The following is a 20,907-nucleotide window of genomic DNA, read 5'->3' as shown; positions in this document are numbered from 1 at the left end:
TCAATTCTTTATATTATGCTTTTTGGCATAAGATTGTATTTTATCACGCAATTCTTGCGGGAAAGATTCTCTATATATAGCTGGGATTGTGGGGTTTAGTTTAAAATCTAACTCCCCTTTTTCGAACCTTTCCTCTATCTCTTCAGGAAAATAATAAAATGGTGCATTAGGATAGCCTTGAGGGGGAGTAAGGGCTAATATCTTAGCTCGTAAAACAACTCTCTTTGCATGTCTCTCTACTTGATAATCTTCCCATTCTTCTTTAAAGCCAATAGCATCATAGGGATTTTTATGCCAACTCATAGCTATTTTTCTATAAGTTTCTCTACTTTCTTTGGTCGCCTTTGGATCTGTAGGGCTTAAAAGCTCACCGCTTTTTATCTTTTCATTTAAAAATTCTAAACGCAAAAAGCTAGGATCTCCCTCATAATTTGTTCTATTTAGCTCCTCACTAAAAAGAATATCTATATATTCCGTTAAAAAAGGGCGTAATCCATACTCATCTTTTGGAATCTTTTTGAGTAATTTCATATATTGCTTTCCTAGCCTTAATTCATTCTCATAGCCAAGCTGTAGGGCTAGAATATGAGCTTGTGATGCCCTTGTAGCAAAGCCCCATCGATTAAGCCCAAGCTCTGCCCATATAAAACCATCTCTATTGCCTAATATCCCAAGGGAGAGGCAATATTCTGCATTAAGCAACTCCCTATCCCAGTCATTACTTAGTGTCCTAAAGGCATCATAACTACCATACTGCAAGGCTAACTCAAACCAATATTCTGGTGTTTTGATGGTGTTTGGGGCATTATAATACACCTTTACAACACTACCAGATTGTTTTTGTATAACACAATAGCGATACATACCATAATAGGCATCAGGAAGACTATAGGCTTCTATGAGTTCAAGTAAGATATTTACCGATCGTTTTGTTTTTGCTTGAATGGTTGATTTTATTCTTTTAATAGATAATGAAAGTTCTTCTTTGTTGTCATATGGATATGGTGCTAATGCTGCAGCCACATAATAATCCTCATTCATATACACTTCAGCTAAAAGCAATCCTGCTTTATAATCCCTGCTCTTAGTATAGACAAACTCAAGCTTTTGTATTACGCTTTCAAACTGAGCATACCTTGTTTTATATATTTGGCCTATCTCATCATCACTCTTAAAATAAAAGTTCTCGTTTTGTATAGATAGCAACAAAGCTTCATATTCCTCTTTTGCCTTATCATAAGTTTGCAAATAGACTTGTTCCCTAGGTCGCTCTATCTCTCTTAGAGCAATATGCTTATACACAATGATACTGCTTTCTATCCCACTTCTTGCAACAAGATAATTATATCTTTCTCTACCATTAAGACTTTGATAATAGGCTTTTTCACTATTTGTCCAAGGTGCTATCTCTTTTCCTTTTACACTCTCCTTCAGATAGATCTTTTTCCACTCTAGCATATAGAGATTTGAAGTTTTAGCTCCCATAAAACCATTCACTATAGAATCTTTTTTATATAGCAATGGTTTGTAGTTTTTATATGGGGAGCTATCCATCTCTTTTCTTGCATCAAGTATCATTTTTGCCTTTATTTCTGGTGCTTTTGTTAAATCTGGATATTTTTCATTTGGATATTTATTATTTGGGATAATAAGGTTTGTTTTAGAATCAAATATAACCTCTAATCCATTTGGTGCTTTTATGGTATATGTCTTTACTTCCCTATCAAATAAGAACATAATCTTTCCTCCAAACCAATTATTCTATTTTTCTCCATCTCTTGCTTTATTTCCTCCTTTAGACTAACACAAACCCAGCTGCTACTAATAAGAGCACCTGTGCCACATTCAAGCGATGCCTTTCCGGCTGCTTCTCTATCTAGCTTATCTTGTATGATTGCAATGTGTTTTTTACAAGTGCTTTCAAATCCGGATTTATTAATCATAAAAGCTATAGGCAGACCAAGTGATAATCCAACTATACATTGGATAATTCTCTGTTTTTTATCTTTTGGTTTTTTAGCCTTTAGGTAATGTATCAGATCTTCTATTCTTTTCATCTTTTATCCCCTTATCCTAAGTAAAATCCATCTTGCTGTATAATTGTCGTTGCTATGCGTCCAAATATTTTTGGCTGTTTTACTCTGTTTGTATCACTCACTCCTTCATATATGGCTAAGATATTATTCTTTGCAATATTTCTAAGGGCTTCCATAAAGTTTCTTGTATGTGTTGTTTTATGTCTCCCAGAAATCTTAGCAGTTAAATAATCAATGCAGAAATTATAAGAATCTACAATAACATTGGCATTTGATTTGAAATTTATCTTTTGTTTTTCACACTGAGATTGCGAAAGATTGTAAGATTGTATAATCTCATTTATATCTTGCCCATTTTTTCGCAATCTTATGTTATTGGTGTCTAGGCGATATTCACTCTTAAGTGTATTTGGGCTTAGTTCTTTTGTAAGGAAGGTTTTATAAAAATCCCTATCTTCCATTCCGCCTCTTAATTCATCTGAGATAATAAAAGCTAGGATTTGCTTTATTATCATATGTCTTGTAAAGGCACTTTGATTTGTTGTTTTACCTGTAGTTGTGAGTTTTTGTAAGGCTGCATATAGCAGTATATTTGGTGCAATCTCTAGACCACCTGCGCTTAAACTCCCACCAAATAATCCATAAGCGAAATTGTAAATAATCATTCTTGAGTGAATTGGCATAGGATAGGTGAAAAATGTATCGCTGTCCATAATCAATGGTGCATGGTGTAGAGATTGTAGTTTATATTCTAAACTTTTGTATCTTTCTAATAGTGTTTTAGAATCTGTTTTAAAGAGAGAGTTTATGATCTGTGTAAGTGTTGCGTCTGCTAGTGCAATAATGAAGGCTTGAGAACTTGCTTTGAGTGCCTGCTTGCCAATAGCTTTTGTAGTTTCCCTATTTATTTGAGTATTATCTGCTTGTATTGTAATATGTTTTGGTTGTTTTATTGGATTATTATTGTTATCTATAATGATTAATTTAATACTTTTACTCTCTTTGCTTATAATAAGTTTGTTTCCCGCTCTATCGTGTTTAATATCAGATGTTTTAATATTTTTTAGATCTATTTTTTTTAGCAAGTCATTAATTTGTTGATTTTTCTTTATATTATTTGAAATTTTTATAGAATCTTTTTTATTATTCAAAGCACTTTCTAGTATTTCAAGTGTAGCATTTTTTATGATGTTTGGTATGTCTAAAATACCTTTTATACCAGTTGCAGTGCTCAAGAGAGATAATGTAATTTTGTTATTGTTTTTGGTGAGATACATAGCAAAGCTAAAGGTTATAAAAAGGATTGATAGGGCTTCTAGTTTTTTAGATTCTGTGTCTGCAAAAAATATTTTTGTGGTTGGTAAAATATTTGTAAGTGTGTTTTCTCCAATAGATTGCATTATAAGTGGCAGTGCTTCATCAAGTTGTTTATGCTTAAAGCCTATGTATTGCTCTTTTATATGATGGCTTATAGATGAGAGGCTAAGTGTATTTGTATCATTTGAAAATGGGTGTAGTGCAATATTTCCGAAAGAATTACCAAGCACTATCTTGTAGTTGTTATTTGCGTTTTCTTTATATTGTTTCATAGCTTCTTTAATCTGATCTTTTAAGTCAATTAAATCAATAGGGATCGCTTGATTTTGATTATACTGAACGAAAAATGTAGTCCTTTTTCCTTGAAGTATTGTTTCTACACTTTGGGCTTCTGCATACATTTTGCTCATCACATATCCCTTTTTAATCTCTGCACCATCTTGCTCTAAATAATATAAAAACAATGCTTTTAAAAAGATATTTTCTGGCGTATAAAAATATTTTTCTCCACCAAAACCAATATCATTACTTGCGGTATATACCTTAAATTTTACACTATCAAATAAAAACTTATAATACCCAATATGTTCCTTGATAAATGTTTGTCGCAATTCTTTGATAAATTTTATATTTTGTTCTTGTATCATAAGGCTTTGTATATGTTGTTTATCATCATAAGATAGTGCCTTGTTATCTTTGTATTCCCCCTTTTTTGTCTGATGTATCTTTATAAATGGAGAGATATATAAGAATAAATTTTTTGTATCTATATCGTCATGCGTGTAGCTACTATAATCTTGTGTTGGATTGTTATTGGTTAGTTTTGGTGGATTTGGTCTGCCTTGTATCTGCAAACCCATCTCTTTTAAAACTGCCTGCATACTGCCAGCTCTTTGTTTATCTGGCGGTGGAGTAAGTGTAATATAATTTCTATTAGATTTTGTTGTATTTTCTTCCTTTATAGTGGTTGCTAGCCTTTTTGATGTAAAGGCTGGATGTGCCATATAGATAAAATTTGTATATGATTTTGCAAGTTTATTAAAAAGATTGTATGCTGGGCTTTTAGTATTAGAATCTGTATGTAAAGGAGATATACACATAGATGAATATTCATTATTGTCATTTGTGATATATTCTTGTTGTTTTTTAAGTATATCTATAATACTTTGTATATTTCCATGATATTTTCCCTGTATGATTTGATTAAGCTCTGGCGTAAGATTAAAAGACTTTTCTTTAATCAGAAAATCAGCCTCTAATCCACTAAGATCAATAAAATTACCATCGCTATCAAGTAGCATAAAGATATGAGATTCTACCAAACATACTGCAAGAACTTCGCTAATATCCTTAAAAAATGCAGTAAGTATAGGCACTGCAACTGCCCTATAATATCTATCGTTTCCCAATATATTGAGTTCTTTTGAAATATCATACATCTCTCTTATAGTCGAAGCTGTTCCCAAACTTAAAGCAAGGAATACAAAGAGACTTCCACTACCAAGAGATAGACATACACTAATAATTGCTATCCCAATCTTTAATGCTATAAGCAGAGTAGTCCTTGTTTCATCATCTGCCTTATTCTGCTTTGTGTTGCTTAGATTTGTTAAGATCTCATTGCGAGTATGCATGAGTTTTGTTTTGAGGTCTTCTAACTTTTTGTCTCTTAGTTGTTTATCTTCAATATATGCCTCATAATAACTCGTTACCCTCTCTACAATATCAATAAAAAACTCTTTTATATATTGTATGCCTATGGAATCTGTATTTTTTATATCATAAAAGTTTAGTGTCGGCTCTTTTGGGATATAGGCATTTGAATATTCAAGCAATTCTATATCTTCAAAGAAGCTATGCCTTCTTAGTTTTTCTTGATTTTCTCTTACAGAGTTAATATTGTATAAAACTCCCATGCTACCAGATCCAACTTGTATTGAAGCAGTGGTAAGAACACTTGCTATACCATAAACAATATTAGTTTGTTTTTCTTCTTTTTGTTGGTTGTTTCTTATCTTTTGTGCCTCATTTGCCACTTTATTAATGAATATTTCTAATGGATTGTTACTATCTTCATTTATGTATTGAATATTGAGTTTGCTTTTATTCCTTTGTCTTTGTTGCTTGTAGATATCTGATAATAAATTATCAAGCTTAATTGGATAAAAACAAAGAGTCTTTATCTTACTAGCGTCTATATAACTATCAAATTCTTGATACAATCTCTCTGCTATAAAGTCAGTAGGCGCGATAATATGTAGAGCAAGATGCTTGTCTCTAGCATTCTTTAAAAATTTCTCTATAATTTCTTTTATCTCTTGTGTAGGCTTGATGTTATGTATCTTTTCTATACTAATAGTATTTTGCACATATTTATCCTCTCTCATTCTCTACCTCACATATATATTTGACAAAGCATTATAGCTATTATGATTGCCTTGCGTATCTTCTCTTTCTTCATTGCCAAATTCTATCATTAGTTTTTCAGCTCTAGTAGGATATAACCATATTTCTCTACTATAGATTCTATGTTCTTCATAAAGTCTTTTTGTGTTATCTAAAAGCTTAAACCCTCCATAACCATAGTCTTTATGTTTTTTAGCTTGTTCATTCTCTTTATAGAGTTTCTCTAATATTTTTGGAATATTTTTGCGAATAATGGCTATATACTCTCTTGTGTGATTGTCAAACACTATGCAAAAGCTTTTATGTATATAATGCTTTGTAGGATACTCTGCTTGTATTGTTTGTGGAAGCGTTGTAAAATCTACTTCTTTGCATTCTGAAAGATGAAGCATATAGTTTTGTAATGGCATATCCTGTGTTATATTCTCCATATTGATTTGACAAGCATAGATATTAAGAGAATTTTTTTGTAAAGAATCTATTTTATAGCATATTGTAAATATTGGCTTTGTATATTGTATTTGAGATTCTAATGCTTCTTTGCTTTGTGTATTAGCATTACTAGGATTTGGTGAGTTTATCCTAAAAGTATTTTCTTTAGGTGTGCAAGTTAGAGGGAAGCCTTTGTCAGTGAGACAACCACTAGAGACTAAATCTTGCATAATAGGATAATCATCATTAAACTTTTTTAATCCTCTTGCATTTGGAAGTATAGTAGCTACCATAGTGCAAGGTCCTCCACTTAGCAATGGATTAGTGCAACCTATGATAGAGCTATGTAATAAATCAGATTCTAAAATCATAGGTATGCCTTTAGACTTAAAAGATTTACCTTTATTGCTTTTTAGCTTTACTACACCATTATGAGGACATTTAAGCTCATTATCTTCTAGTATTGGGTGCAAGAATGCGGTAGCGATTACATTGTCATTCTGAGCTGTAAGCGAAGAATCTTTTTGTTTTTGTGCTTTTCCTCTCTCTAATATTTCTTTAGATTCTTTGCTTTTAGATTCTAGTTTAATGTTGAGACTAGAATCTAGGAGGGAGTAGTTTAATATTGTAAGGGTAGAGTTGTTTAGGAATATTTGGAGTGTTTGAGTAAAACTCTCTTTAGAATCTTTTGAATCATAGTCTATTTCGCCGATTAAGTGATAAATAGGCTTTGTATCATCTAATCCCATAGTATCTTTAGAATCTAACTCACCAAAAAAGCATTCGTTATAGGGTTTGTTAGATTCGCTGCCACCTGTGAGTTCTATTCCCATAAAGTATATTGTAGAGCTTAGAGAATCTATGCCTTTAGATTCTAAAACTTTGCAATCTATGATTTGGTTATCACAAGCATATAATGTTTCTCTGTGTCCTGTGCTAGTTTGCTGTGTGTCTAAAGAAGTAGCCTTTGTCATAAAAATCCTTTATGCGTTGGCTGCTTTTCGTATCTTATGGAGTGTTTCACTCCAATATCTCAAATCATCGTTGCCACTTAGGATAGCAAGGTAGCTTTGAAAGATAGAATCTGTATAGCCTTGAGAGATAGAGGGATAATGATAGTTTTTATACAAACATCTTGAAAGGATAGTGTCTTTGGGGTTAAAGATATATGGAGCGTATTGATTAAGTGTCCAATTATTCATAGGTATGCTTGGGTCAAGCTGACTTTCCTCATAAGGCTCATAATCCTTATCTTTACTTCTTAGCACTATTTTATGCGATTGTTTGTCATAGCTAATAAAAGTAAAATCCCCTTGTATATTCGTGTATCCTAAGTTTTCTGCCTTTTGTATTTGAGAGCTTAGAATCTTATCAAGCATAGCATACACATATCGTAGCTGCTCTCTTGTGTGTTGTAGCTTTTCTTTCCACGATTGCAGTGTCGCTACAAATCCCTCATCTTCACTAGAGCAAGTAATATCGTGTTTTGAAAGTCTATTGTAGTTTTGGTCTAGTTTGCATACAAAGCGATTGCCTATCATACCTCTAGCCCAAGTCCTAAAGGCTTTTGCTCCTTTGATAGATTTTAGGTTAGAATCTATACTTTGGAATTTGCGAAAGATAGTATGGTAATATGCGAGGTCAGCAAGAGAATCTTTTAGAGTATTGATAAAATTAACTTCCATATCAAAGGCATATTTCATAAACACCTTTCTTGCTAAGGCACTAGGGCTAAGATTGGGGATTACATCAGGCAGCCACTCTTTGCTATCAATAATCTCTATACCTATGGAATCTAGTTTGTTGAGAACCCAAGTAACGCAGTTGTGGATAGGATCAGAACTCATCGGATTTGAGTTATAGTATAAGTTTTTGATAGGATTATCAAGTTGCGTATCATCTTGCTTCAAATTCGGTGTCCTTTTCCTTGTCTGCTCTACTTCTGTTTTAATAGAATCTAAGAGTTTTTCATATTGTTCTTTTGAGATTTCAAACACACAGCGGTTTTGTTGCCAAAAGGTAGAGAGTGAGCGTTCTTTGTAATAATAGGGCTCTACATATTCATTGACTACATTATTGCCTTCTGGTGCATATTGATTATTTTCATACACTTTGCCCCAATGATTTCTAGCGTGTGTAACGGGACCAAAGCCAAAGAATCCTTCACCTTCAAATTCATCGCTTAATATACTAGGATACACTCTCTCATACCATTTGCCTTTGTCTTTTTTGATAGTATTAAGATAACAACCTATGAAAGAATCATATCGTGGATTAGAATATTTCTCTATCTCAATATTGCCTTGTGAATCTAACTCATCGGGGTGGGTATGTGTCAAGCCCAAAAAGGCGTGAGGAATGGTAAAGGGCATAAAATCTAGTTTTGGTTTCATAGTATCGATATAGATTGTTACAAAATACTGCATAAAAAATCCTTTTTATTTAATTGGTCCTGTGCAAAAACTTATAGCACAAAGCCACCAAAAACTTGTTAGCAAAACAAAACAAATCAAAAAACTTGATGCATAGATTCTGTATTTTAACTTATTTTTCTTATAGAGAAAACATATAATGATAAAAGGAATAAGTGAAAGAATACTAAATTCTAAAGCCAAATCATAAAAATCACATTTAAACAAATGCAATCCAGCTTTACCAAAAAAGCTATAAAAATAATAAAGTGGTTTTATAAATATAGCAATGGAGACTATCATCAATGCCACGCACACAAAGCAATCTAGGATAAATTTAGAAAAATCAAACTTTTCTTTTTTCATACGATTTCCTTGAAGTTAGAATCTAATATGCTAGGATAAATATTATTATGCCACATATCTTTTACATGTATAAGCGTAGGCTTGTCAGAATCATATCCTACTTGATATTTGTATATATCAATATCTTTGAGTTTATCTAGCTCATCAGGATGAGTATGTGTCAAACCTAAAAATGCGTGAGGAATGGTAAAGGGTATAAAATCTAGTTTTGGTTTCATAGTATCGATATAGATTGTTACGAAGTATTGCATAGGGAATCCTTAGTTATTAATTATTTGCTAAAACCGCCATTAGCAAGATGATAAGCCGCAAGCCACCAATAGCTATTTATGCTTATAAAAACAAACCAAAAGCTTGACTTGTAGATTCTGTATTGTAACTTATTTTTCTTATAGAGAAAATATATAATGGCAAAAGGAACAAGCGAGAGAATATTAAATTGCAAAGCTATGAAATAAAAACCATCATAACCAATAATGTTAAGACCATTTCTAATAAAAAAACCATAAAGATAATAAAGTGGTTTTATAAATATAGCAATGGAGACTATCATCAATGCCACGCACACAAAGCAATCTAGGATAAATTTAGAACAATCAAATTTTTCTTTTTTCACACGATTTCCTTAAAGTTAGAATCTAATATACTAGGATATACCCTTTCATACTATTTGCCTTTGTCTTTTTTTATCGTATTAAAATAGCAACCTATGAAAGAATCATATTGTGGATTAGAATATTTCTCTATCTCAATATCACCTAGTGAATCTAGCTCATCAGGGTGTATATGGGTAAGTCCTAGAAATGCGTGAGGGATAACCATAATATCTGTAGTGTTAAAAGCCATTGGATTAATATAGATTGTTACAAAATACTGCATAAAAAATCCTTTCTATTTTCTGAAATTATAACTGAGTGTGTAATCTACAAAAACAACAAATATCACTAATATCAAAAAACAAAAGATAAGGCTTGTTTTGTAAAACTTATAAAATTTACTATAACAAACCAATGGTAAAATCAATGATGGTGGAACAAATATAATAGTGAATGAAAAATTACGAAAAAACTTCGAGCTGTCTATGAATAAATTTAATGAATATTCAATCATTTGTGTAAGATATGAGATAGGCATAAAAAATACAATGCTTGATACTATCATCAATCCCAAACAAATAAAACAATCTAAAATAAATTTAGCAAAATTAAACTTTTCTTTCATTTTCTAGCCTTTTATTTTACTGATTATTTTCATACACCTTACCCCAATGATTAGTAGTAGATTCTACAGGGGCAAAACCAAAGAATCCCTCACCGCCAAAGTTAGAATCTAATATGCTGGGATAGATTTGTTCATACCATTTGCCTTTTTCTTTTTTGATAGCATTACAGTAAGATTGCGTAAAAGGGTCATATTGCGGATTAGAATATTTTTCTATCTCAATATTGCCTAACTTGTCCAACTCATCAGGGTGTTTGCGTGTTAAGCCCAAAAAGGCGTGAGGGACAACCACAATATCTCTAGTATTGAAATCCATTGGATTAATGTAAATAGTTACAAAATATTGCATAACACTTCTTTATAAATGACTAAAAAAATAATATCCAAATACGGTATAACATACCATAAAAATTAAACTCAAGCCCAAACTCACCTTGTGTATCTTATAGGAAATATTGATTACAAAAAATACAATAAGGCTTAGTGAAAAAAAACCAACGATAAATTCCGCTATATCACCAATAGTATGAATGTTAATATCAAAAAGCCATTGCGTTGGATATAAAAGCCATTGCAAATTATCACTTTTTACTAAAATAGAATATACAATTGGAGAGATTATTACAACCCCAAAACATATAAAACAATCCAAAATAAATTTCTGCCATTGAAATTTATCTTTCATAGATTCTCTCTTATTGCATATTGATTATATTTAAATACCTTACCTGCCACATCACATACTTCGCTTACACCCGTGCCAAAGCCCCAAAAGCCATTGTTATATTCATTTGTATCCATTGTTTCATACCATTTCTTATCGAAATCTTTCCAATCAGCATTTTTAAGCTTTTTATCTCTTAGTTCTTTATCTATTTTATCTAATTCATCAGGCGATTTACCTTTGGTGAGTCCTAAGAAAGCGTGGGTGAAGTCGCCACTAAATAACCTTAATTCTTTTAATATATCTATATAAATCGTTACATAATATTTCATTTCACAAGTCCTCCTAGTATTTTAAATAATTGAAACATTAAAGTGATAAAAGTTATGCCAAAACAAAAAACAATAAGAAACCTCCATTTTCTAGCTATCACACAAACGCTCACTACACATAGAAATGATATACCTAAAGCTACCCAAATTGCACTATTAAGGTAATTTACAAAGCCAAAAAATAAAATGATAAAAAATACAACTAATAATAATGGTGGTATATTTTTTAGATAAAAGAAATTAAATACAAAAATAAGGAGCATATATAATAAAATCACATTCTGATTATTGTCTGCGAAATAGAAATACAGCATAGGAGGGATAAAGATTCCCACACTACACATAAACCACGCAATCTGCCCACTTGTGATAGAATCTAGCCCTTTAGATTCTAGCTTTGCTTTGATATGTGAGTAAATAGGAAGTTTCATTTTACACGACCTTTTTAGATTCTAAAAATAAGATTCTACAATATGGTTGCTAATCCCATCATTACACTTTAATCTATATATAGGGATATTATCTTTTTGTAATGGAGTGATTTTATAATGCAGTCTTAGTGTTGGTTTATAGAGCTTTATTTGTGGCTCTAGCTTTTGTTTATTTTGTGTATTAGCGTTTGTGGGCTTAGGCAAGTTTATCTTAAATGTATTAGGCTTAGGTGTAGCAATAAGAGGGAATCCTTTATCACTAAAGACATTGCCATTAACTAAATCTTGCATAATTGGATAATCATCATTATATTTCTTTAATGCTCTAGCACTAGGGAGTATTACAGAAATAAGAGTGCATGGAGTAGGAACACCTGCGATATTATTAGTGCAACCTACTATGCTAGAGTTGATTAAATCAGATTCTAAAATCATAGGGATATCTTTAGATTTAAAGCTTTTACCTTTATTACTTTGCAATCTTACTGCTATCACAGGATTATGCTTTGCTTCTTTAGTCCTTAATATTATGCTTTTTAGCATAAGCTAGTATCTTTTCTCTTAGTTCTGCTGGGAAGCTTTCTCTATACATTGCTGGGATTCTAGGGTCTAGCTTAACATCAAACTTACCATCTTTATAAAGCTCTTCTAAATACTCTGGGATATAGTAAGTAGGAGCATTAGGATAGCCTTGAGGGGGAGTTGCTGCCATGATTTTGGCTTCTAAAAGCATAGTATCTATATACAAATCTGCTGATTGCTGCGTCCGTTCATTATTTAAATCAACATCATACCTCCAAAAGCTTATTTTTCCCATGCTTTCTTTAAACTCTCTTCTTGTTTGTTCGGTAGCTTTAGGATCTCTAGGGTCTAGCAGTTTGCCTTCATATATCTCATCATTGAGTCTTTCAATAGTAAATCCATTTTCATCTACTGAATATCCATAGTGTATATTCAAATCCATTACCCAATCCACCCCCATTATCTCATCAATGTATGGAAGCATACCAAATCTATCTGGCTTTATTTTCTTAGCTAGGGCAGAGAGCTGTTGTTTGCGTAAAGGGTTTTTTCTTATACCTGTTTTAAAACTCCCCAAATAATCTTCTCCATACACTTCTATTGGCTTTGATATACCTCTATAATCTATTTTTGGATTGAGTTGAATGTATAATATTGTAGATTGCACATATCGCGCACTAAAGCCTGTTAAATCTGAAGCAAAATATTCTGGATTCCCTAGTATCCCCGCCGCTATACCCCATTCTGTTGCAAAAAATTCAGATCTTAAAGTATCTTTATTTTTATCTACCTCATAAAATATCTCTTCATGTTCTGGATTTATCACTCTGCCATTCTCATCTACTCCACCTATGGCATCAAATGGTATATCTATGACTGCACTTCTTAAGCCACTTCTAATAACAAGATATTGATATCTCTCTCTTTTTGTCTTTAGAGATTCATAATATGCTTTTTCGCTCTTAGTCCAAGGGGCTATCGCTCCTTTTATAGGGTCTTTATAATAAAGCTTTTGGATTTCTCTAAATTCTAATAGAGTAGAAGGCTGTCCTGTCCTTATTGTGGGGTCTAGATAGTTAGGTTTATACTTTTTCTTTGCCTCCTCCATTATCTGCCAAGCTTCTATAAGAGCTTTAGAATAAGCTTCTGTGTATTTACCTGTTTTCACATCATTTCTAGGGGTAAAATGAATTTTATTTGTGCTTTTATCAACTTGCAATGCCAGTGCATTAGGTGTGTAGATTTGATAAGTATCACTCACATATTCTCCTTATATTTTGGTTTATAAAATCTAGCCTAACCATAGTCCATCTTCTATGATTATCGTAGTGGCTAGTCTACCTATGAGTTTAGGACATTTCTCCTTGTTTTTATCTTCACCTACATCTGTTCCTACAATATGTGGTGTTGGCGATGGATTGTTTAGGTTTTCCTTATCGTTTATCCCCACATATAAAGCCCTAATATTGTTTTGTCCTATGGTATTGAGACATTCTAAAAATCTTCTTGCTTTATTCTTATCTTCTTTATAGCTTAACATTATACCTTTATCATTGACTTTTCTTGTATAAGTAAAATAATAGTCTGCATAATCAGCAAGTATGCTTATAGCTTCATTATACGCATCAATGGCTGATGCTACCCCTTTTCTCTCCAAATCCTTAAACTTCCGATACAAGCTACTCTCTTTTGGCACTTGATATTTTAGGATATTATCTAGTGATATTGTAAAATCATCATTAAAAAACACTTCATCGCTGATAAGATTCGCAGAATCTCGCTTTTCACTTCGCATTTCATCAATGATGAGATAGCCAAGCAATCGTTTCAAAGCAAAATGATGACTTTCTTCTGATTTTGCATCTAACTCATAATGAAAGCTTAGATGATTATGAAATACTCCTGTGCAAAGATTAATACCATAAAAAAGTTTTTTTAAATCAAAGCTCATAAATCTAGCATTTACAACCATAGGATAGGTTACAAAATCATCTTTGATTAAGGCATATGGTGCATCATACTTGAATGTATAAAACCTATATATAAGATTATCGTATTGTTGTTTTATGGCGTCATAATTACTTGGAAAAATTAATTCTAATGCTATGACGAATACAGCTTCCCTTGCCATTTGAGCCATATTGCTTTTAACTTCTTTTATTATTTTTGTATATGTGAGGTTTTTTGCATCGGCTATAATTTTAAGAATTTGATTTTTACCGACAAGATAGCTTTGATGGGGCTTTGAGCCATCATAATAAAAATACATTCTATCTATAAATTTCTCATCTATTGCATTTATACTTCCTTTAGCTTTTAAATGTTGTTTGATAGATGATTTTAGGTTAGAGAGATTAAGTTCTTTTTGGTTATCTAATTTTTGCTTTATCCCTGTGATAATAGCTGATTTTGCTTCAAAATGCGCTAATTGTTTTTTTGTTAGTCTTAGTTCTGTAATAGCATAATCTTTGGTAGTTTGCTTAATTTTCTCCCCTCCTTCTTTAATAGATTTTTTGTTATTGTTTAATTCTACATAGCTCTCATCTGGAAAAAATTTTTGTTTGGTCAAATGAAACACACCTAACATATCAAGTATAGCCTGATCCAACCCTTGCGTAGCTTGTGTAACCATAAATTTAATTATACGCTCCATAATTTTTATATAATTATCATCAAGAGCAAAGTTGATAAAAGGACAAGTGCAAGCTAATATGTTGTAAAAAGAAATGGTTACAATTTCTTCTATCTTATACTGATACCTATCTTTCAAGTATTCATCACCATACAAAAATGTAAGTTCTTCGTCAAAATTATTAATTGTTTTTACCTTGCCATTAAGCTCTATTTTTTTAGGGTATTCTAAAGATTCTTGGTTGTCTATTTGTTTTTCTAAATCTTGAAAAAATTGTGATGTTTTGATTTCATCAACAGGTATATTTGTATTTGATTGTAAATAATCATAGATTTTTACAAATATATTATTATAACCCTCAAGATAACGACACTTTATCTCGTATTTTGTATCAAGATAGTTTATTACGCACACTCCTTTATCTGTTATAATTGTTATATGAGGAAAAAGTTTCTTTGTGTGATGCAGGGATAGTGCTACCTTCAAAAACATTATTGATATATCACTTGTTTTTAATTGTTGTTTGTTTGCCATATTGTTTATATTGTTGAAAATATTTTGAGAGAAATCTTGCAACATTGTTAAATACTCTTTTGTAAGTTCTTTTTCTTTTTCTATAATACTTTTTTTATCTTCATTATTTTTAAAGAATTGGTTGATATATCTGTAATTATATATATTATCATTTGCAGTATATAATTTATTTATATCATTTTTAATCCCTTCATTATCGCTATGTGTTATATGTAATATATTCCACTTACTTTGTGCTTCGTCTAACTGAGTATTTAATTCAAGCAATTTTGTATAAGATTCTTTAAATTCATTATATTTATTTCTTGTGATTTTCACAAATGGAGAAAGCTGCAAGATAAATGGTTTATCATTGTCAGCTTCTATCTGTATCGCATAATTGCTATAATCTCTGCTACTATTGTAAGTATTTTGTCGTTCATTATATGTAAATCCTATCTCATTCCTATGTTTATCTTGGATATGATTATTTGCTATAGTTTCAGTGATTACCTCTGTGAGTTTTGCATTATGTTTGCTTGGGGCATTAGTGATAATAAGATAATTTTTACCCATATTTGTGATTGTTTTATTCTCCTTATTAGCAAATGATTCGGCTAGTTTGGCAGAATTAAAGTAGGGACTTTCTATATAAGAAATATGATTAAAACCTACAATACTTTTACTAAGAATTGGATATATACTATTGCTAGCTTTATGATTAAGATAGAGGGTTGAATCAAAAGTATTATTAAACAATTTAAATGAATTAGATTGATCGTGACTTTGTAAGAAAAATTTTTCTATATCTATTTCACCATTGGGTATAGAAGCCTTATAAGCGAGGTTAGATTCTATACAAGATGAATGAGCCATAACATCAATATTAAATGAAGAAATATCTAAAATTTCTTTTTTATTAATAATCAAGGCACAAGTTAAAAGATGAGTATTTGCATAACCTATAAACATACCAAATTCTGTTGCCAATAAATTTGCCAAAGGAGTTAGAAGGTGTTGATATTCTCTATTTTGTAGTTCATTAAACTCATCCATAAATAAAGCCACACTAGCACCTATCCCCACGATACCTATAGCAAGGCTATAAGGGTTAGATAATAAAGGTATGTTTATTGCAACATCAAATACAAGTTTAATAGCTATCTTCCATGTATCATTGTCTTTATTTTCCAAGAGTTTTTTTATATGCTCAATCAATGATTCTAAAGAATGCTTGAAACTATCATTCAAATAAGGTTTAATTTTTTCTGTAAAAAGCTTAGATTCATCAATATTGTTAATATAATTTTTCATATATTCCTTTAAGCTTTGAAAATTCGCATTTCGTAATTTATCCTTATCAAGAGATTCAAATAAATCTTTCAGTGTTTCTACATTTTTGTTATTAGTTTGGTTTTTAAATTGCTGAATGAGCTTAATTAGCGGATTATCTGTATAATGATATGAATTGATTGTAATACAATTTTTTCCTTTGGGAGAATGTGAAACTAATTGATCCCCAAAAGATTCTAAATATCTTATATATTTTTGCTTTTCTAAAACTGCCAAGTTCATATTTTGATCAATTTCATTAAATGTATGAATAGTAATTTCTACACTAGTATTTTTATTTTGCAAGGATTTAAGTTCTTGGATAATCTTTTTAAAAATGTCAATATTCTTTGGAGGTATATTATCGTTTTGTGTTTTTGCATAAAGATAATTAAAATAATTAAAATTTGGACAAATAAAATCAATTTTGCTTATCGAGTATCCATCTTTTGGCTTTAGTAAGGCTTCAATCTCCCTCAAAAGCTCTTTTCTAGTATGTATTAGCATACATTCTCCTCCATAATTTGCCTTTCAACACCGCTCATAGCATTTTTGCATATATCTTTAGTGTCATATATCACTATACCATTTTATCCTGCATTATACACCAAGTATCCTTGTAGTTTCATATATCTCCCCACAATCTCTCACTATGTCCTCCATTGATGACACTACACTTTAAGATATGAGAATCCACATCATCTTTAGATTCTGTCATAGAATCTACTCCATTAGCTAAATGTATTTCTATTTTCTTTGCTTTAGCTGGAGTGAGGAGAGTAATGATATATTGTGTGAGTGCATCTCCATGTAGTCCTATATTAGTATAGTCATTATTCTTTACTTCTAATTCCCTACATTCACAATACCTATAAACATACTGAAACCTCCCTACACCATAATCTTTATATTCATACTCTTTATATGCTTTATCATAGACTTTAGGGATTTTCTTAGGGATAATGAGTATAAGTGATAAAAGATTAGTATCTAGCTGTAAATCTATCTCTTTAAACTCATAGTATTTAGGATAATCCTTAAGGAGTAAGGATAGTAATGAAGTAGTAGAATCTGTAGCATTGTTGTCTGTAGTGTTTGTATTATTATGAGTAGTAGTATTATGTGTAGATTGTGAGCTATATGCTCTCTTATCTAGCTTTATAGTAGAATCTAAGTCTTTAGTATCCTTATGTATATCAAGAGTTATACTTTTCAGCGCCTCATCATCACTACTAGATTCTATAATCTCACCATTAAGCTTTAGTCTATATATAGGCAGATTATCTCTTTGAAGTGTATTTATTTTATAACGCAATCTCATACTTGGTTTAGTAAGTCTTATCACTGAAGCTAATGCTTCTTTACTTGTATCTTTAGTATGAGTGGGCTTAGGCGAGTTTATCTTAAATGTATTAGGCTTAGGTGTAGCAATAAGAGGGAATCCTTTATCACTAAAGACATTGCCATTAACTAAATCTTGCATTATGGGATAATCATCATTATATTTCTTTAATGCTCTAGCACTAGGGAGTATTACAGAAATAAGAGTGCATGGAGTAGGAACACCTGCGATATTATTAGTGCAACCTACTATGCTAGAGTTGATTAAATCAGATTCTAGAATCATAGGTATGCCTTTAGACTTAAAAGGTTTACCTTTATTACTCTTTAGTTTTACTACTCCATTATGAGGACATTTTAATTCATTATCTTCTAATATTGGGTGCAAGAATGCGGTGCTTGTTAGAGAATCTATGGGGGTGGATTCTTTTTGTGTCTGCTCTCTTTGTGTTTGTTCTTTTTCTAGTATTTCTTTAGATTCTTTAGAGTTACATTCTAATTTGATGTTAAGGCTAGAATCAATAAGAGAATAATTAAGGAGGGTTAGGGTATTACTACCTAAAAATACTTGGAGGGTGCTTAGGGAATTATTAGAATCTATATTATTGCTTGTAGATTCTATAGAGTTAGAATCTATCTCACCGATTAAGTGATACACAGGCTTAGATTCTATAAACACGCCCTCTTTGTTTAACTCACCAAAGAATAACGGATTATTAGGGGATTCTTTAGAGCCTAATAATAATTGAGAATATAAAAAGATTTGTGTGTTGCTAGAATGCAAAGAATCTAAAGTGATACCATAATCTTGATAGGCTTTTGCTAACTCTTGTATATCAATAGTGTTTGTATCTTTAGTAAAAATATCTATTCTTTCATTATGGATATGGATAAGGTTGGATAGAGAGTTAGCAGAATCTAAAAAGATAATCACATTATTTTTGTCTTTAGATTCTAAGATGAGATTGTTGGTGTTGGTGTTTCTACTTGAAAATCTCTCTTGCCTCTCTTTTTTTCCTTGCTCCTCTTTGTATTCCTCATAGCTCAATTGTGAGATTCTTGTCTGTTCTTTTTGATATTCTTGCTCTCTTTCCTTTCTTAGATTCATCATTGTTTTATATAAGGCTTTTCTAGCTTGTAGGTATGTATCATTTAGAGAATCTTTATTGACGATGAAAGAGAGATAAAAATCATCTTTGTAACCAAAATTTTGCGTAATGACTTTGCTATTGAGTGTTGTATTATTTTCATTATCTAGCACTAGCAAAGGATTGCATTGATACAAACAATAAAAATATCCTAGCTTAGATTCATTATCTAAATCATTAATACTTAGATTCTCTATGTCTTTAGAATCTACATAAGTATAGTAGGCATTGTGAGAGTAGAGGGAGGATAGGAGGTTATAGAGATTGTGGTCTTGCTCTTGTGCAATATCTTTAGGAAGTTGTCTTATAATTTGCTCTCTTAAAGAATTATTAAACAGGGCAATTTTGTAGGTTTGCTGCTCCAAGGCAGCATGACTCGTTTCTGTAAATTGTTTTAAGTTTATCAATTTATCAAACATAACTTTCCTTATCAGTAATATAAGAAATTGCATATAAAAAATCAGTTGGATAATCCATTTCCATTATCATTGTTTCTAATTCCTCTTGACTTATATCAATATCATTAGATAATTTTTCTTCCAAAACAATGTTTTCTTGTGTTATATGGGTAGAGTAGGATTGATATTCATGTATATTAATTTGCTCTTTGTATTGATTGTATTCTAATAAATTATTTATGCCATTATTAACCTTACTATTGATTAGCATTATAGCCTCCTGCAATGTCATAATTAGTGGTGATAGATAGTGAGAATCAAACCATTTATCGACTCTAAAATATCGTATTCCTGTAAAATGCTCCCCTAAAATATTAATCGCATAATGCTTCCCATCTATGTCTTTACCTAAATCTTGTATAAGATTATCTATTTTTTTATTATTATCAGGATTAGAGTCATCATCGGCTTCTATATGGTGGATAGAATCTTTACACGCTAAGGGTTGCTCCAGTCTTTTATTGGTAAATAAATTTTCTATTTTATTGGCGTAAAATTCATTAAGACGAATCGCATAAAGGGTAATTTTTATCTGACTATAAGAGTCAATATCTCTTTCTACTTTACCGCTAATAAACAAATGATGAAAATTCGCATTTGGCATATCATAGCCACTCTTGCACTTTTGATAGATTTCTCTTAAAAGTTCATCTACTTTATTTTTGTGTGATTTTATTCTCTTGAGCGTTAAAACCTTTTGGAGATTATCCTCATAACTATTATTCATATCAATTAATACGGCATTGAGTCCAAGCTTTTTAGCACCAGGAGAGTTATAAGTGTAGATTCCCTTAATAATGCCAGAATGGGTAGGTGTAGCAAAGGATAAGGCAAAAAGTTGTGTTAAACACCCACCTAGCGAATGCCCCACAACAATTAAGGGAGTAGATTCTGTGATATAACTTTTCTCAATACATTCGCCATAAAAGTCTAGCATATCCAAATATTGCTTTTTAGGTATAACACCACCAATCAAAGAAACATCAGCTTCAAATTTATCTTTAGAATCTTCTGTGCCTCTAAAGGCTAAGATATACTCTGAATCTGCAAATTCTGCCTTAGTATCTTTAAAGAGTGTAGCAGAGAAACCTGAATCAGTATTAGGCTGATGAAATAAAAGCTTAAAACGATTAACGAAGTTTATGGTTCTATCGCTTAACTCTTTAGGATATAGCTTTATACATTTATTTATTTCTGCATTAAAGATATGACAGCCATTGCTATCTTTGTGTTGCGTAGAATCTATTTCTTTAGATACATTTTGGATTTGATTTTTGTATTCTTTGCCTTTTGTATCTTGTTCAAATCGTGCTTCAATAGCTCGGGCGTAGGTGGAAATTTGCTC

Annotated in this window: 18 protein-coding genes; all 18 read right to left on the bottom strand. The window is 31.3% G+C overall.

Features of this window, described 5'->3' with window-relative positions; all coding sequences use genetic code 11:
* Positions 1–1,737, bottom strand: coding sequence for a hypothetical protein (locus XJ32_RS02915; RefSeq protein ID WP_077388304.1), 1,737 nt, complete (start codon positions 1,735–1,737; stop codon positions 1–3).
* Positions 1,713–2,057 (bottom strand): hypothetical protein, encoded by a 345-nt coding sequence (locus XJ32_RS02910; RefSeq protein ID WP_077388303.1) that lies wholly within the window; start codon positions 2,055–2,057, stop codon positions 1,713–1,715. The genes XJ32_RS02915 and XJ32_RS02910 overlap by 25 nt, the downstream gene beginning before the upstream one ends.
* An 11-nt stretch (positions 2,058–2,068) precedes the next feature.
* Entirely contained in the window at positions 2,069–5,722 is a 3,654-nt protein-coding gene (locus tag XJ32_RS02905; protein WP_155761441.1) for a hypothetical protein, read from the bottom strand.
* Positions 5,723–5,743: 21 nt separating this feature from the next.
* The gene (locus XJ32_RS12650) at positions 5,744–7,165 is read right to left on the bottom strand and encodes a hypothetical protein (protein ID WP_254422446.1); all 1,422 of its coding nucleotides are present in this window, start codon (positions 7,163–7,165) and stop codon (positions 5,744–5,746) included.
* A gap of 9 nt (positions 7,166–7,174) precedes the next feature.
* Positions 7,175–8,617, bottom strand: a complete 1,443-nt coding sequence (locus XJ32_RS02895; RefSeq protein ID WP_077388301.1) for a hypothetical protein — start codon at positions 8,615–8,617, stop codon at positions 7,175–7,177.
* 12 nt (positions 8,618–8,629) lie between these two features.
* Positions 8,630–8,968 (bottom strand): hypothetical protein, encoded by a 339-nt coding sequence (locus XJ32_RS02890; RefSeq protein WP_077388300.1) that lies wholly within the window; start codon positions 8,966–8,968, stop codon positions 8,630–8,632.
* Positions 8,965–9,219 carry a hypothetical protein gene (locus XJ32_RS02885; protein ID WP_077388299.1) on the bottom strand — a complete coding sequence of 85 codons (255 nt, stop codon included), beginning with the start codon at positions 9,217–9,219 and terminating at the stop codon, positions 8,965–8,967. The genes XJ32_RS02890 and XJ32_RS02885 overlap by 4 nt, the downstream gene beginning before the upstream one ends.
* A gap of 20 nt (positions 9,220–9,239) precedes the next feature.
* Positions 9,240–9,584, bottom strand: a complete 345-nt coding sequence (locus XJ32_RS02880; protein ID WP_077388298.1) for a hypothetical protein — start codon at positions 9,582–9,584, stop codon at positions 9,240–9,242.
* 50 nt (positions 9,585–9,634) lie between these two features.
* Entirely contained in the window at positions 9,635–9,847 is a 213-nt protein-coding gene (locus XJ32_RS02875; RefSeq protein ID WP_077388297.1) for a hypothetical protein, read from the bottom strand.
* 358 nt (positions 9,848–10,205) lie between these two features.
* Positions 10,206–10,538 carry a hypothetical protein gene (locus XJ32_RS02870; protein ID WP_077388296.1) on the bottom strand — a complete coding sequence of 111 codons (333 nt, stop codon included), beginning with the start codon at positions 10,536–10,538 and terminating at the stop codon, positions 10,206–10,208.
* Positions 10,539–10,547: 9 nt separating this feature from the next.
* Positions 10,548–10,874 (bottom strand): hypothetical protein, encoded by a 327-nt coding sequence (locus XJ32_RS02865; RefSeq protein ID WP_077388295.1) that lies wholly within the window; start codon positions 10,872–10,874, stop codon positions 10,548–10,550.
* Positions 10,871–11,185: a hypothetical protein gene (locus tag XJ32_RS02860; protein WP_077388294.1), complete on the bottom strand. Its 315-nt coding sequence runs from the start codon at positions 11,183–11,185 to the stop codon at positions 10,871–10,873. The genes XJ32_RS02865 and XJ32_RS02860 overlap by 4 nt, the downstream gene beginning before the upstream one ends.
* Positions 11,182–11,616: a hypothetical protein gene (locus XJ32_RS11720; RefSeq protein WP_155761440.1), complete on the bottom strand. Its 435-nt coding sequence runs from the start codon at positions 11,614–11,616 to the stop codon at positions 11,182–11,184. The genes XJ32_RS02860 and XJ32_RS11720 overlap by 4 nt, the downstream gene beginning before the upstream one ends.
* Before the next feature lie 21 nt (positions 11,617–11,637).
* Positions 11,638–12,159 (bottom strand): hypothetical protein, encoded by a 522-nt coding sequence (locus XJ32_RS02850; protein ID WP_254422445.1) that lies wholly within the window; start codon positions 12,157–12,159, stop codon positions 11,638–11,640.
* Positions 12,131–13,399, bottom strand: coding sequence for a hypothetical protein (locus XJ32_RS02845; protein ID WP_077388293.1), 1,269 nt, complete (start codon positions 13,397–13,399; stop codon positions 12,131–12,133). The genes XJ32_RS02850 and XJ32_RS02845 overlap by 29 nt, the downstream gene beginning before the upstream one ends.
* Before the next feature lie 30 nt (positions 13,400–13,429).
* Complete coding sequence (locus XJ32_RS02840; protein ID WP_005219887.1) at positions 13,430–17,122, bottom strand: hypothetical protein; 3,693 nt, start codon at positions 17,120–17,122, stop codon at positions 13,430–13,432.
* Between the two features lie 118 nt (positions 17,123–17,240).
* Positions 17,241–19,523 (bottom strand): lipase, encoded by a 2,283-nt coding sequence (locus XJ32_RS02835; RefSeq protein ID WP_254422444.1) that lies wholly within the window; start codon positions 19,521–19,523, stop codon positions 17,241–17,243.
* Entirely contained in the window at positions 19,516–20,706 is a 1,191-nt protein-coding gene (locus XJ32_RS02830; RefSeq protein WP_367635312.1) for an Mbeg1-like protein, read from the bottom strand. The genes XJ32_RS02835 and XJ32_RS02830 overlap by 8 nt, the downstream gene beginning before the upstream one ends.
* Between the last annotated feature and the right edge of the window lie 201 nt (positions 20,707–20,907).

Origin of the sequence: Helicobacter bilis (assembly GCF_001999985.1) — a bacterium.
Taxonomy (GTDB): Bacteria; Campylobacterota; Campylobacteria; order Campylobacterales; family Helicobacteraceae; genus Helicobacter_A; species Helicobacter_A rappini.
This window is presented reverse-complemented; position numbering and strand designations above follow the sequence as displayed.